This is a genomic window from Microlunatus spumicola (assembly GCF_039536445.1).
Taxonomy (GTDB): domain Bacteria; phylum Actinomycetota; class Actinomycetes; order Propionibacteriales; family Propionibacteriaceae; genus Microlunatus; species Microlunatus spumicola.
The window spans coordinates 645,667-659,962 of the sequence record NZ_BAAAYR010000001.1; the positions used below are offsets into that span (position 1 = coordinate 645,667).

At 72.9% G+C, this 14,296-nt stretch carries 10 protein-coding genes; 5 read left to right on the forward strand and 5 right to left on the reverse strand.

The window, feature by feature from the left end; genetic code table 11:
- Window positions 1-7: 7 nt before the first annotated feature.
- Genes pyrF through carA form a run of 4 tightly spaced genes read right to left on the reverse strand, consistent with a single transcriptional unit; the run spans window position 8 to window position 6,619 of the window.
- Window positions 8-844, reverse strand: coding sequence for an orotidine-5'-phosphate decarboxylase (gene pyrF / locus ABD665_RS02950; protein WP_204912300.1), 837 nt, complete (start codon window positions 842-844; stop codon window positions 8-10).
- Entirely contained in the window at window positions 841-1,968 is a 1,128-nt protein-coding gene (locus tag ABD665_RS02955; protein ID WP_344740988.1) for a quinone-dependent dihydroorotate dehydrogenase, read from the reverse strand. Before ABD665_RS02955 ends, pyrF begins: the two co-directional genes overlap by 4 nt.
- 2 nt (window positions 1,969-1,970) lie before the next feature.
- On the reverse strand, window positions 1,971-5,390 hold the full coding sequence (carB, locus tag ABD665_RS02960; protein ID WP_204912299.1) for a carbamoyl-phosphate synthase large subunit: 3,420 nt from the start codon (window positions 5,388-5,390) through the stop codon (window positions 1,971-1,973).
- Window positions 5,390-6,619, reverse strand: a complete 1,230-nt coding sequence (gene carA / locus ABD665_RS02965) for a glutamine-hydrolyzing carbamoyl-phosphate synthase small subunit (RefSeq protein WP_204912298.1) — start codon at window positions 6,617-6,619, stop codon at window positions 5,390-5,392. The genes carB and carA overlap by 1 nt, the downstream gene beginning before the upstream one ends.
- Window positions 6,620-6,842: 223 nt before the next feature.
- On the opposite strand from carA, the gene ABD665_RS02970 reads away from it, so the two are divergent.
- Both ABD665_RS02970 and ABD665_RS02975 read left to right on the forward strand, forming a co-directional pair.
- Complete coding sequence (locus ABD665_RS02970) at window positions 6,843-7,361, forward strand: MarR family transcriptional regulator (protein ID WP_204912297.1); 519 nt, start codon at window positions 6,843-6,845, stop codon at window positions 7,359-7,361.
- A gap of 8 nt (window positions 7,362-7,369) precedes the next feature.
- Complete coding sequence (locus tag ABD665_RS02975) at window positions 7,370-9,574, forward strand: MFS transporter (RefSeq protein ID WP_204912296.1); 2,205 nt, start codon at window positions 7,370-7,372, stop codon at window positions 9,572-9,574.
- A gap of 83 nt (window positions 9,575-9,657) precedes the next feature.
- Here ABD665_RS02975 and ABD665_RS02980 read toward each other — a convergent pair whose 3' ends face one another.
- Window positions 9,658-10,821 carry an ROK family protein gene (locus ABD665_RS02980; RefSeq protein WP_204912295.1) on the reverse strand — a complete coding sequence of 388 codons (1,164 nt, stop codon included), beginning with the start codon at window positions 10,819-10,821 and terminating at the stop codon, window positions 9,658-9,660.
- A gap of 124 nt (window positions 10,822-10,945) precedes the next feature.
- On the opposite strand from ABD665_RS02980, the gene ABD665_RS02985 reads away from it, so the two are divergent.
- Genes ABD665_RS02985 through ABD665_RS02995 form a run of 3 tightly spaced genes read left to right on the forward strand, consistent with a single transcriptional unit; the run spans window position 10,946 to window position 14,222 of the window.
- Entirely contained in the window at window positions 10,946-12,343 is a 1,398-nt protein-coding gene (locus tag ABD665_RS02985; RefSeq protein ID WP_204912294.1) for an extracellular solute-binding protein, read from the forward strand.
- Window positions 12,340-13,323: a carbohydrate ABC transporter permease gene (locus ABD665_RS02990; protein ID WP_344740993.1), complete on the forward strand. Its 984-nt coding sequence runs from the start codon at window positions 12,340-12,342 to the stop codon at window positions 13,321-13,323. Before ABD665_RS02985 ends, ABD665_RS02990 begins: the two co-directional genes overlap by 4 nt.
- A complete protein-coding gene (locus tag ABD665_RS02995) occupies window positions 13,320-14,222 on the forward strand; it encodes an ABC transporter permease subunit (protein ID WP_204912293.1) in 903 nt (300 codons plus the stop codon). The genes ABD665_RS02990 and ABD665_RS02995 overlap by 4 nt, the downstream gene beginning before the upstream one ends.
- Window positions 14,223-14,296: the final 74 nt, after the last annotated feature.

Consider the following 14,296-nt stretch of genomic DNA (forward strand, 5'->3'; position numbering starts at 1 on the left):
CCCCGCCTCAGACCGGGCGCAGGACCTCGCGGACCGACGCCACGACGCCGGCCGCGGCGGACCGCAGCCGCTCCGGGTCCGGCCCCGCGCCCATCACCTCGCGGCTCGTGGTGGGGAGCACGAGCGGGAGCGCCGCGCCGAAGATCTCCGCCAGGCCCGCCGCGGTGCCGCCCTGCGCGCCGAGCCCCGGGGCGAGGATCGACCCGTTCAGCGCGTCGAAGCGCGTGCCGGTCCGGCCGATCGTCGCGCCGACCACGACGCCGACGTCCCCGGGCACGGCACCGGCGTTGCGCCGGGCCGCCTCGTCGACGACGACCTGCCCGACGGTCCGGCCGTCGGCCGCGACCGCGTGCTGCACCTGCGGGCCCTCCGGGTTGCTCGTCAGCGCCAGCACGTAGACCCCGCGCCCGTGGGCCCGGGCGACCCCGATCGCGCCGTCCAGCGACCCGAACCCCAGGTAGGGCGACAGCGTGACGGCGTCGGCGGCCAGCGGGGAGCCGTCGGTGAGGTAGGCGGCGGCGTACGCGTCCATGGTCGAGCCGATGTCGCCGCGCTTGACGTCGAGCAGCGACAGCGCGCCCGCGTGCGCGATGTCGGCGAGCGTCCGTTCCAGGACGGCGACGCCGGCCGACCCGTACGCCTCGAAGAACGCCGACTGCGGCTTGAGGACGGCGACCGTGCCGCCGAGGGCCTCGACCATGCCGCGGGCGCACCGCTCGAGCCCGGCGACGTCCGCGTCCAGGCCCCAGGCCCGCAGCACCCCGGGGTGCGGGTCGACGCCCACGCACAGCGGGCCCCGTTCCTCGACCAGGGCGGCCAGCCGGACGCCGTACGGCTCCCTCACGCGTGGGTCCTCTCGGTGGTGCTGCCGGGGGTGGTCGTGGTGGTCAGCGGACCCCGGGCAACGCGTGCGTCGATCTCGCGGACGAGGGCCGGGCCGCGGTACACGAAACCGGTGTAGACCTGCAGCAGCCGGGCCCCGGCGTCGAGCAGGGCCTGCCCGTCGTCGGCGGTGAGGATGCCGCCCACCCCGACCACCGGCAGCTCCGTGCGCGCGGCCAGGAAGGCCACGACCTCGCGCGCCCGGGCGGCCAGCGGCGCCCCGGACAGCCCGCCCGCCTCGGAGGCGCGCCAGCGGTCGGCGTCGGCGAGGCCGTCGCGTCCGAGCGTCGTGTTGGTGGCGACGAGGCCCGCGGCCCCGGCGTCCGTGCAGACGCCGAGCACGTCCTCGAGCGCGTCGAAGGACAGGTCGGGGGCGACCTTGACCAGCACCGGGACCGGCCGGGCCGGGTCCTGCTCGCGGGCCGCGGCGACGAGGGCCGCCACGAGGTCGCGCAGCACGCCGGCCTCCTGCAGGGTCCGCAGGCCGGGCGTGTTCGGGCTGGAGACGTTCACGGCGACGTAGTCGGCGTGCGGCGCGACCGCGGCGAACGACGTCAGGTAGTCCTGCGCCGCCTCGGCCAGGGGCGTCGTCTTCGTCTTGCCCAGCGACACCCCGACGGGGATGCCCGGCACGGACGAACCGCGCCGGATGTTCGCGGCCTCGAGCCGGGCGGCCAGGGCGGCCGCCCCCGCGTTGTTGAACCCCATCCGGTTCACCAGCCCGCCGCTGGCCGGCAGCCGGAACAGCCGCGGCCGGGCGTTGCCCGGCTGCGCCGTCGCCGTCACTGTGCCCAGCTCGACGTGGCCGAGGCCGAGCGCCGCCCAGGCGCGCGGCGCGACCCCGTCCTTGTCCATCCCCGCGGCCAGCCCGACCACACCGGGGAAGGTGAGCCCGAAGGCCTCGACCGGACGCCGCGGCGCGCGGGTCAGCAGCCGGAGGGCGGCGAGCGCCGCGGGACGCCGCTCGAGGGCCTCGAGGGTGGCCAGCGTCGTGTGGTGGACCCGCTCGGGGTCACCCGCGTACGCGCGGAACAGCACCGGCCGCAGCAGGCGGGTGTAGCCCCCGTCGACGAGGGGGGCGAGCACGCTCAGCGGTCGGCCCCCGCGAGCGCCGGCGCCGTCGTGGGACCGGCCTGCCCGTCGTGCCCGACCTGCCCGGCCTGCTCGGCCAGGTCGTCGACGCCCCGCGCCCACGACTGCAGCGAGCGGACGCCCATCCGGCCGCCGCGCACCGCCTCGATGCCCTGCACCGCGGCCGCCAGGCCCTGCACGGTGGTGATGCAGGGGACGTTGCGCAGGACGGCGGCCGTGCGGATCTCGTAGCCGTCGAAGCGGGGCCGCCCGTCCGGGCTGAGCCCGGCCGGGGTGTTGAAGATCAGGTCGATCCGGCCGTCCATGATCAGCTGGACGATGGTCGGCTCCCCCGCCGGGCCGGGGCCCTGGCTGAACTTGCGGACGGTCTCGACCTCGACCCCGTTGCGCCGCAGCATCGACGCCGTACCCGCCGTGGCGAGGATGGTGAAGCCGAGGTCGGCGAGCCGCTTGACCGGGAAGATGATCGACCGCTTGTCCCGGTTGGCCACGGACACGAAGACGGTGCCGCCCTTCGGCAGCGACCCGAACGCGGCGGCCTGGCTCTTGGCGAAGGCCGTCCCGAAGCCGACGTCCAGGCCCATGACCTCGCCCGTGGAGCGCATCTCCGGGCCGAGGATGGTGTCGACCGAGGTGCCCTCGACGGTGCGGAACCGATTGAAGGGCATCACCGCCTCCTTGACCGCCATCGGCGCACCCGGACGCTCGTCGGTGCCGTCGCCGGTGGCGCGCAGCAGGCCCTCGGCCCGCAGCGCCGCGATCGACGTGCCGAGCATGACGCGGGCCGCGGCCTTGGCCAGCGGCGTGTTCGTCGCCTTGGAGACGAACGGGACCGTCCGGCTCGCCCGCGGGTTGGCCTCGAGGACGAAGAGCGTGTCCCCCGCGAGTGCGAACTGGATGTTGATCAGCCCGCGCACCCCGACGCCCTCGGCGATCGCCTCGGTCGAGGTGCGGATGCGGTCGACGACCTCGCTGCCGAGGGTGATCGGCGGCAGCGCGCAGGCCGAGTCGCCGGAGTGCACGCCGGCCTCCTCGATGTGCTCCATGACGCCGCCGAGGTAGAGGTCGGTGCCGTCGTAGAGCGCGTCGACGTCGATCTCCACCGCGTCGTCGAGGAAGCGGTCGACCAGCACCGGGTGCGCAGGCGACACCTCCGTGGCGCGGTCGATGTAGGAGGCCAGGCTGGGCTCGTCGTAGACGATCTCCATGCCGCGGCCGCCGAGCACGTACGACGGGCGCACGAGCACCGGGTAGCCGATCTCGGTCGCGATCGTGCTGGCCTCGGCGAAGCTGCGGGCGAGCCCGTGCTTCGGGGACGGCAGGCCGGCCTCGTCGAGGACGTCGCCGAAGGCGCCGCGCTCCTCGGCCAGGTGGATGGCCTCGGGGCTGGTGCCGACGATCGGCACGCCCGCGTCCTTGAGCGCCTGCGCGAGCCGCAGCGGGGTCTGCCCGCCGAGCTGCACGATGACGCCCGCGACCGGCCCGGCCTGCTGCTCGGCGTGGAACACCTCGAGGACGTCCTCGCAGGTGAGCGGCTCGAAGTAGAGGCGGTCGGCCGTGTCGTAGTCGGTCGAGACCGTCTCCGGGTTGCAGTTGACCATGACGGTCTCGTAGCCGGCGCCGTCGTTGTCCGGCGAGCCGGACAGGGCCAGCGCGGCGTGCACGCAGGAGTAGTCGAACTCGATCCCCTGGCCGATCCGGTTCGGGCCGGAGCCCAGGATCAGCACGGCGGGCCGGGTGCGCGGGACGACCTCGGTCTCGAGGTCGTAAGAGCTGTAGTGGTACGGCGTGCGAGCCGCGAACTCCGCCGCGCAGGTGTCGACCGTCTTGTAGACCGGGCGGACGCCGAGGGCCCAGCGGACGCCGCGGACGACGTCCTCCGACAGGTTCCGCAGGCGCGCGACCTGGGCGTCGGAGAGCCCGTGCCGCTTGGCCAGGCGCAGCACGTCGGCCGTCAGCTCGGGCGCGTCGCGGACCTCGTCGGCGACCTCGGAGATGAGGTAGAGCTGGTCGACGAACCACGGGTCGATGTGGGTCGAGGCGGTGACCTGCTCGGGCGTCGCGCCCGCGCGGATCGCCTGCATGACCACGCCGAGGCGGCCGTCGTGCGGGCGGGCGGCGATCGCGAGCAGGTCGTCGGCGGGGTCGGTCGGCGTGCCGAAGACGAACGGCGCCTTGGGGTCCTCCATGGAGCGCAGCGCCTTGCCCAGCGCCTCGGTGAAGTTCCGGCCGATGGCCATGGCCTCGCCGACGCTCTTCATGTGCGTGGTCAGCGTGGTGTCGGCCGCGGGGAACTTCTCGAACGCGAACCGCGGCACCTTGACCACGACGTAGTCGAGCGTGGGCTCGAAGCTCGCGGGGGTCACGCCCGTGATGTCGTTCGGGATCTCGTCGAGCGTGTAGCCGATGGCGACCTTGGCCGCGATCTTGGCGATCGGGAAGCCCGTCGCCTTGGACGCGAGCGCCGAGGACCGCGAGACGCGCGGGTTCATCTCGATGACGATCATGCGGCCGGTGGCCGGGTCGACGGCGAACTGGATGTTGCAGCCGCCGGTGTCGACCCCGACGGCGCGGATGATGCCGATGGAGAGGTCGCGCATCCGCTGGTACTCGCGGTCGGTCAGCGTCATCGCCGGGGCGACGGTGATCGAGTCGCCGGTGTGGACGCCCATCGGGTCGAAGTTCTCGATGGAGCAGACGATCACCACGTTGTCCGCGCGGTCGCGCATGACCTCGAGCTCGTACTCCTTCCACCCGAGGATCGACTCCTCGATGAGGACCTCGGTGGTCGGGCTCGCGGCGAGCCCGGCGCCGGCGATGCGGCGCAGGTCGGTCTCGTCGTGGGCGAAGCCCGAGCCGACGCCGCCCATCGTGAAGCTGGGCCGCACGACGAGCGGGTAGCCCAGCTCGCCGGCCGCCCCGAGGACGTCGTCGATGGAGTGGCAGACGTAGCTGCGGGCCACGCCGAAGCCGGGGTCGGTGGGGTCGGTCGGCGGGGCGAGGCCCTCGACGATCGCCTTGAACTGCTCGCGGTTCTCGCCGCGCTGGATGGCCTCGACCGAGGCGCCGATGAGCTCGACGCCGTACTTGGCGAGGACGCCGTTGTCGTGCAGCGCGATCGCGGCGTTCAGCGCGGTCTGGCCGCCGAGGGTGGCCAGCAGCGCGTCCGGGCGCTCGAGGGCGATGACCTGCTCGACGAACTCCGGCGTGATCGGCTCGACGTAGGTCGCGTCGGCGAACTCCGGGTCGGTCATGATCGTCGCCGGGTTGGAGTTCACGAGGATCACCCGGAACCCCTCGGCGCGCAGCACCCGGCAGGCCTGCGTGCCGGAGTAGTCGAACTCGCAGGCCTGGCCGATGACGATCGGCCCGGACCCGATGACGAGGATCGAGGAGATGTCGGTGCGGCGGGGCATCAGGCGACCGTTCCGTTGTCGTGTCGGGGGCTCGTCGAGCGGGCGGACATCAGCTCGACGAAGCGGTCGAAGAGGTACGAGGCGTCGTGCGGACCGGCCGCGGCCTCGGGGTGGTACTGGACCGAGAAGGAGAGCAGCGCCCCGTCCTCGTCCTCGAGCGCGAGGCCCTCGACCACGTCGTCGTTGAGGTCGACGTGGCTGACCCGCGCCCACCCGTACGGCGTCTCGGTGCGGCCCGTGCGTGGGGCGTCCACCGCGAAGCCGTGGTTGTGGGCGGTGATCTCGACCCGGCGGGTGGAGAGGTCCATCACGGGCTGGTTGATCCCGCGGTGGCCGTAGCCGAGCTTGTACGTGCCGAAGCCGAGCGCCCGGCCGAAGAGCTGGTTGCCGAAGCAGATGCCGAAGTACGGCACGCCCGCGCCGAGCACGGAGCGGAGCAGGTCCACCACGTCCTCCGTGGCGCCGGGGTCGCCGGGCCCGTTGGAGAAGAAGACGCCGTCCGGGAGCACCGCCTGGACCTCCTCCCAGGTCGACGTCGCCGGGAGCACGTGGGTCTCGATGCCGCGTTCCGCGAGCCGGTAGGGCGTCATCGACTTGATGCCGAGGTCGACGGCCGCCACGCGGAACCGCCTCTCGCCCTGCGCCGCCACGACGTACGCCTCGTCCGTGCTGACCTCGTCGGCCAGGTGCGCGCCGGTCATCTCCGGCGCGGAGCGGACCCGGGCCAGCAGCGCGGCCGGGTCGGTCTCCACGCTCGAGATGCCGACCCGCATGGCCCCGCGCTCGCGCAGGTGACGGGTCAGGGCGCGGGTGTCGACGTCGCACATGCCGACGACGCCCTGGGCGGCGAGCTCGTCGTCGAGGCTGCGGCGCGAGCGCCAGCTCGACGGGACGCGTGCGGCGTCGCGCACGACGTAGCCGGCGACCCAGATGCGCGAGGACTCGTCGTCCTCGTCGTTCCAGCCGGTGTTGCCGATGTGCGGGGCGGTGGCGACGACGACCTGGCGGTGGTAGCTCGGGTCGGTGAGCGTCTCCTGGTAGCCCGACATGGCGGTCGAGAAGACCGCCTCGCCGAACGTCTCCCCGACGGCGCCGAAGGCGGAGCCGGTGAAGGTGGTCCCGTCCTCCAGCACGAGCAGCGCGGGGACCGGGGAGGGACGCCTCGTCGAGCTCCGCGTCGCGGGGGTCGAAGGGCGGGTGGGCGAAGGTACGAAGCCGGTGTCAGGCATCAACCGTCCTTTCCTGCCTCACGGGACAGGTCTTAAAGGGTGGTGTCACGTCAAGGTACCAGCGCGACGCGGTCCGGGCCTCCTCGTCCGCGACCGCCCCGGCCCGCCCGCTCGGAACCGCCGGAGGACGTGACCGGCACCACGTCGGCAGCTCTTGGAATATTGCTTAGGGTCCATATGTTTTGCCGTATGCTTGCGTACAGCAACTAAAGGAAGTCTAGAAGTGAGCCTCTCCGAACCCCGCGCCAACCAGCTCCTCGCCGCGCTCGACTCCGTCGTCCGCACCGTCCGTTTCGTCGCGGCCAAGGACCACGGCCAGACCATGACGGGCACGCTGTCCGGCATCCTCAAGGCCGTCTCCGCCGCCGACCTGCGCCTGGGCGACCTCGCCGCGCACCTGATGGTCGCGCCCTCGGTCGCCTCCCGCGCCGTCGCCGCCCTCGAGGCCGACGGCCTGGTCGAGCGCCACGCCGACCCCGACGACGCCCGCGCCTGCCTGATCGGGATCACCGACCTCGGCCGCGAGCGCCTCGCCGAGCACCGCCGCTACACCCTCCAGCGCGTCGTCGCCGCCCTCCCGGACTGGGACGACGACGAGGCCGCGCTCGCCACCCAGGTCCTCAGCCGGCTCGACCTGAGCCTGGCCGCCGCACCGCTGACCCACCCGCTGCCGGCCCCGAAGGTCCTCGCCGGCAGCACCGCGATCACCCTGCTCGACGAGCTGGAGCCCGCGGCTTCATGAAAGGCACCATGAGCGTCACCACGAGCCGCGCCGAGGCGCCCGCTCCCACCACGGCCCCGACCACCTCGACCACCGCCCCGGCGCCGGTCGGGGCGGCGAAGGTCTACTCCCACCGCGAGATCCTCGAGGTGATGACCGGCCTGCTGGCCGCGCTCTTCACCGCGATGCTCAGCACGACCATCGTCTCCACCGCGCTGCCGACGATCATGTCGGACCTGCACGGGACCCAGCGTCAGTACACCTGGGTCATCACGGCCTCGCTGCTGGCGCTCACTATCACCACCCCGATCTGGGGCAAGCTCTCCGACCTGTTCAGCAAGAAGCTGCTCGTCCAGCTCGCCATCGTGATCTTCGTCGCCGGCTCGGTCGGTGCGGGCCTCTCCCAGACCGTGCCGCCGATGATGGCCTTCCGCGCCCTGCAGGGCGTGGGGATGGGCGGCCTGATCGCCGTCACCCAGGCGATCATGGGCTCGATGATCTCCCCGCGGGAGCGCGGCCGCTACAGCGGTTACATGGGGGCCGTCATGGCCGTCAGCACCGTCTCGGGCCCGCTGCTCGGCGGCGTGCTCACCGACTCGGTCGGCTGGCGCTGGTGCTTCTTCGTGTGCGTCCCGCTGGCCGTCATCTCCCTGGTCGTCCTGCAGCGCACGCTGAAGCTCGTCACCGTCCGGCGCCACGTCCGGATCGACTACGTCGGTGCCGTGCTCGTGGCGGTCGTCGCGGCGCTCCCCATGCTCTGGGTGACCTTCGCCGGCAGCGACTACGCCTGGATCTCCTGGCAGTCGAGCGTCTACCTGGTGGGCTTCGCCGTCGCGGTGGCGCTCCTGGTGGTCGTCGAGCTGCGCGCCCCGGAGCCGATGGTCCCGCTGCGCGTCCTCAAGAACCGCACGACCCTGCTGATGATCCTCGCGAGCCTCGGCGTGGGCATGGCGATGTTCGGCAGCAGCACGTTCCTCACGCAGTTCTTCCAGCTCGGCGGCGGTGAGACCCCCACCCGGGCGGGCCTCATGACCATCCCGCTGATCATCAGCCAGCTGCTGGTGTCCACGCTGGGCGGTCAGCTCGTCAGCCGCACCGGCCGCTGGAAGCCGCTCATGGTCGTGGGCGCCGTCGCCCTGGTCGCGGGCCTGGGCCTGATGGCCACGATCGACCACACCACGCCGTACTGGCAGGTCGCGGTCTACATGACCGTCATGGGCGTCGGCATCGGTGCGCTGGTGCAGAACATCGTGCTCGCGGTGCAGAACACCGTCGACGTCAGCCAGATCGGCGCCACCTCGGCCGCCATCGCCTTCTTCCGCTCGCTCGCCGGCGCCGTCGGCGTCGCGGTCCTCGGCGCCATCCTGGCCAACCAGGTGGGCGTCAAGGTCACCGCCGGGCTGCGGGCCATCGGCGTGAACGGGGCCGGGGCCGGTGACGGCTCGCTCGACCTGAACGACCTGCCCGCCCCGGTGCAGGCCGTGGTCCGCGCCGCGTACGGCGACTCGTTCGGCGAGCTGTTCCTCATAGCCGGTGCCGCCGCGCTGCTGACCCTCGTCACCGTCCTGGTCGTCAAGGAGGTGCCGCTGCGCACCACCGTGGAGCTGCGTCCCGAGGCCGCCGGGGACGTCACGTCCGCGCTGGCCGAGGACACGGGCCGCGAGGCCCGTGGGCTCGAGGGCCCGAAGGCCGAGAACGGGACCGCCACCGGTGCCGCCCGGACCGCGACGGCCGCGGCCACCGCCTCGGCCACCGCCTCCGACGCGGACGCGGACGCCGACGCCACGTGGGACGACCCGTCGGCCCGTCGGGTCGTCGCCGCCCTGGACGTCCTCACCGCCGCCCAGGACCAGGCCCGCACGAACCTGGCCGTCTCCGGCCAGACGCAGACCGAGCTCGTGGCCCTGGTCGAGGGGCTGGAGAAGCGGATCGACACGGTGACCGCGGAGTTCCGCAGCCAGCTCGACGCGATCCGCGACCGGCTCACCGACCCGGAGGTCCAGCCCTCGCTGGGCCTCGACGGGGAGGGCGGCGACCGCCTGCGCTCGTACGAGTACCGGCTGCTGCTCGACAGCCAGCAGACCGCCGACAAGGTCACCCTCGTCGCCCGGACCGAGGCCGAGCGCGTGCTCGCCGACGCCGAGGCGCAGGTCGCCGAGCTGCAGGAGCGCATCACCACGCTGCGCCAGGTCGAGTCCGAGCTCGCCGACCGGGTGGCGACGAAGGTCTCCTGACCCCGGCGCACGACGCACGACGAACGGGAAGGATCCTGCACCTCCACGGTGCAGGATCCTTCCCGTTCCGGCTTCTCGGGCGTCTAGCCGCGGAGGCGGGCGTTCACCGCCTCCGCGGACAGCTCGCGGTCGACCACCAGGCGGGTGAGGCCGACGACCGCGGCGCGGTGGCCGAGCGTGCCCAGCTGGAGCGTCAGGTGCCGCGTCGCGCGCGGCAGGCAGAGCCGGTAGAGCGTCTCGCGGATCCCGGTCAGCAGCGGCGTCGAGGCGAGCGCCCCGCCGACCAGCAGCACCTCCGGGTTGAGCACGCAGACCAGCCCCGCGAGCACCTCGCCGATCCGCCGGCCCGCCTGCTGCGTCAGCCGGCTCGCGTCCGGGTCGCCGGCCCGCAGCAGCTCCCCGACCTCGAGGCCGTGCGTCACCGGCCGGCCGAGCTCGGCCAGCTGCCGGGCCACGGCGGCCCCGCTGGCCAGGGCGGCGAGGCAGCCGTGCGCCCCGCACCGGCACACCAGCGGCGAGGAGGGGTCGACCCGGACGTGGCCGATGTCGCCGGCCCCGCCGTCGGCGCCCGTGTACGGGCGGCCGTCGAGCACGATGCCGGCCCCGATCCCCGTCGACACCTTGACCAGGCAGAGCGCCCGCGCGCCCTCGTGGCCCACCGCGAACTCCCCCAGCGCCGCCGCGTCGGCGTCGTTCGCGGTGTGCACCACGACGCCGCCCAGGGCGCCGGAGAGGTGGTCGGCCACGGGGTAGCCGTCCCAGCCGGGCATGATCGGCGGCTGGTTGGGCCGCCCGGTCACCGGGTCCACCGGCCCCGGCAGGCTCAGGCCCACGCCGCTCAGGTCCGCGGTTCCGCTGCCGTGCCGCTCGAGCAGCCGGGCCAGCCCGGCGGCGAGCGCGTCCAGCACGACCACGGGACCGTCGCGGATGTCGACCAGCAGGCTGTCCTCGGCCAGCACCGTGCCGTCCAGGTCGGTCACCGCCAGGCGTGCGTGCGTGGTGTCGACCGCGGCCACCGCGACGAACGAGTGCCCGCCGTTGAAGACGAGGCTGCGGCTGCGGCGGCCGCCGGTGGGCCCGGTGGTCTCGCCCTCCACGATCAGGTGCGCCTCGAGGAGCGCGTCGACCCGCTGCGCGACGGTCAGCCGCGACAGGCCGGTCGCGTCGACCACGTCGCCCCGCGTACGGGCACGACCACGGCGGACGAGCTCGAGGACGTCGCCGGGGCCGTTGACCATGCTCGTCATCCTGCTCCTCCGTCGTCACGCCCTCGGGTCACGGACCCGGGGACCGCGTCGAACTTATGATTGACACGTTGGCAACTTAAGGCAAGTGTGTAGCCATAAGTTCTCGTCGACGAAGGGGTCGCCTGTGCCTGCCGCCAGGACGTGGAGCCGTGCTCTGCTCGCCGCGCTCACCGCGGGTCTGCTCGTGCTGCTCCCGGGGTGCGTCCAGGGCGACGCCCGGAACACCAGCCCGGACAGCATCAAGGTCTGGATCGAGGAGGACCTGCCGGACCGGGTCGCGGCGACGCAGAAGATCGTCGACGCGTTCACGGCCTCGAGCGGGATCAAGGTCCAGCTCGTGGCCGTCGCCGAGGACCAGTTCAACCAGCTGCTGCTCTCCTCCGCGGCCGCCGGCACCCTGCCCGACGTGGTCGGCGGCGTCCCGCTGGGCCAGGTCCGCACCATGTCCTCGAACGAGCTCATCGACACCGCCGCCACCGGCCAGGTCGTCGACGCGCTCGGCCGCGACACCTTCACCTCCAGCGCCCTCGACCTGACCCGCTCCGGCGACGCACAGCTGGCGGTGCCGAGCGAGGCCTGGACGCAGCTGCTGCTCTACCGCAAGGACCTCTTCGACGCGGCCGGGCTGCCCGCGCCCACGTCGTACGCGGCGGTGCAGAAGGCGGCGCAGACGCTCGACACCCCGGAGCACGCCGGGTTCATCGGCGCGAGCGTCGCCGGCGACAGCTTCACCGAGCAGACCTTCGAGTACTGGGCGCTCGCGAACGGCTGCCAGCTCGTGGACGACCAGGGCCGCGTGACCTTCGACAGCCCGGCCTGCGTCGAGGCCCTGCGCTCGTACGGCCAGCTCGTCCGCGAGTACGGGCCGCCCGGGGCGCAGGACGTCGACACCACGCGGGCGTCCTACTTCGCCGGCAAGTCCGCGATGACCGTCTGGTCGACCTTCATCCTCGACGAGATGGCCGGCCTCCGGGAGGACGCGAAGCCGTCCTGCCCCGAGTGCGTGGCCGACCCGACCTTCCTGGCGAAGAACACCGGCATCGTCACCGCGCTGCAGGGCCCGGAGGGCAGCACCCCGACCGTCTACGGCGAGGTCACCTCCTGGGTCGTCACCGCCGCGGCCTCGACGAGCCCCGCGCAGCGGTTCGTGGAGTACGTCATGAACGAGGGCTACGAGCCCTGGATCGCCATCGCGCCCGAGGGCAAGGTGCCGGTCCGCACGGGCACGGCGGACGACCGGGAGAAGTTCAGCAAGGCCTGGTCCACCCTCGACGTCGGCGTGGACTCCCGCGCGCCGCTGTCCCGCTTCTACTCCCCGCAGGTCGTCGACGAGGTCGCGACCGGCCCGGCCAAGCTCTCGCGCTGGGCGATCCCGCAGGGCCAGGGCGACCTGCTCGGCGCGCTCCAGGGTGAGCAGCCCGTGGCCCAGGCGGTCAACGAGGTCGCCAACGGCACCGACCCGGCGCAGGCCGCCAGGGACGCGGCCGACACCATCGTCTCGATCCAGGAGTCGCTGCAGTGACCACCCTCAGCCAGCCCGCCCTCGGCGAGGTCCCCGGCAACGCCCCCGAGGGCCGTCGCCGCCGCTCCGCCCGCGTCCGCGAGGACCGGAACACCGGCTACGCGCTCATCGCCCCCACCGGCCTCATCGTCCTGGTGATGGTGGTGCTGCCGATCATCTGGACGGTCTCGCTGGCCTTCCAGCACGTCCGGCTGATCAACCTGCGCCAGACCGGCTTCTTCGGCCGCTACACCGTCGACAACTTCGTCGCGGTGCTGACCTCGCCGGGCTTCGGCACGGCCCTGGTCAACACGCTCGTCTACTCCGTCGGCGGCACCTTCGGCGCCATCGTGGTCGGGCTGGTCGCCGCCCTCGCGCTACGCCGGCCGTTCCGTGGACGCGGGCTGATCCGCGCCGCGCTGCTGCTGCCGTACGTCGCCCCGATCGTGGCCGCGACCTTCGTGTGGAAGACGCTGCTCAACCCGGAGTTCGGCGCGGTCAACACCTGGGGCACGACGCTGCTGGGCTGGGACGAGCCGGTCGCGTTCCTCACGTCCGGCGAGAGCGTGGCCCACCTGCCCGTCTCCACGGCGATGCTCACCGTCGTCGTGTTCGAGGCCTGGCGGTCCTTCCCCTTCGCCTTCCTCTTCCTCACCGCCCGGATGGAGGCGATCCCGGCGGTCCTCGACGAGGCGGCCGAGGTCGACGGCGCGAGCCCGCTGCAACGGTTCTGGCACATCGTGCTGCCGCAGCTGCTGCCCACCATCGCGGTGCTGACCGTCCTGCGGTTCATCTGGACGTTCAACGACTTCGACGCGATCTACCTGCTCACGGGCGGCGGTTCGGGGACGCAGGTCGTCGCCGTCCGCGTCTACGACTTCCTGATCTCCCGCGGCAACATCGGCACGGCCGCCGCCCAGGCCCTCGTGCTCGCGATCATCCTGGCGGTGCTCGTCACCGTCTACCTCAAGCTCTTCGGACGGTCGGAGGAGGCCGCATGACCACGACGTCCGCCCCGACGGTGCGCCGTCGTGCCAGCCGCGAGCTGGTCGAGCGCCGCATCCTCGGCGTCCTGCGACCGGTCGTGATCGTGCTGCTGCTGATCGCCTCCGTCTTCCCCTTCTACTACATGGTCGTCCTGTCCTTCCGGCCGCTCGACGCGGTGCTGCAGGACCCGGGCGCGCTGTGGCCGAAGCTGAGCGAGATCGACCTGACGACGTACACGTCGGTGCTGCGGTCGGTCGACGAGGGTGGCCAGGGCTTCCTGGTCTTCCTGCGGAACAGCCTCGGGGTCTCCCTCGGCACGGTCGTGCTGACCCTCCTGGTGTCGCTGCCCGGCGCGTACGCGGTCAGCCGGCTCGAGTTCTTCGGCCGCCGGCAGATCGGGGCCGTGTTCCTCGGCGTCTACTTCTTCCCCGCGATCCTGCTGGCCATCCCGCTGTTCAGCTTCTACAGCCAGATCGGCCTGCGGGGCTCGCTCGTCGGGCTCATGATCGTCTACGTCGCACAGACGGCGGCCGTGTCGATCTACACGCTCCGCAACTACTTCGACACGATCCCGGCCAGCCTCGAGGAGGCGGCCGCGGTCGACGGCTGCACCCGGCTGCAGGCCATGCGGCTGATCAGCCTGCCGCTGGCGCTGCCCGCGATCGTGTCCAACGCGCTCTTCATCTTCATGATCGCGTGGAACGAGTTCCTCTTCGCGCTGCTCTTCCTCATCGAGGACCGCGACCGCTGGACCGTGTCCCTCGGGCTCTCGCAGCTCTCCGGGAGCATCGAGGTCCCCACCACGGTGCTCATGGCCGGCTCGGTCATCCTCACCCTCCCGATCGTCGTGCTCTTCTTCCTCAGCGAGCGCTGGCTCGCCGGCGGGCTGACGGCCGGCGCCGAGAAGGGCTGAGGGCCCCGGCCCCGCCTCGCCACCCTCCTTCTTCACCTCCACCCCCCAGCCGATCCCACCCACCCCACCCCACG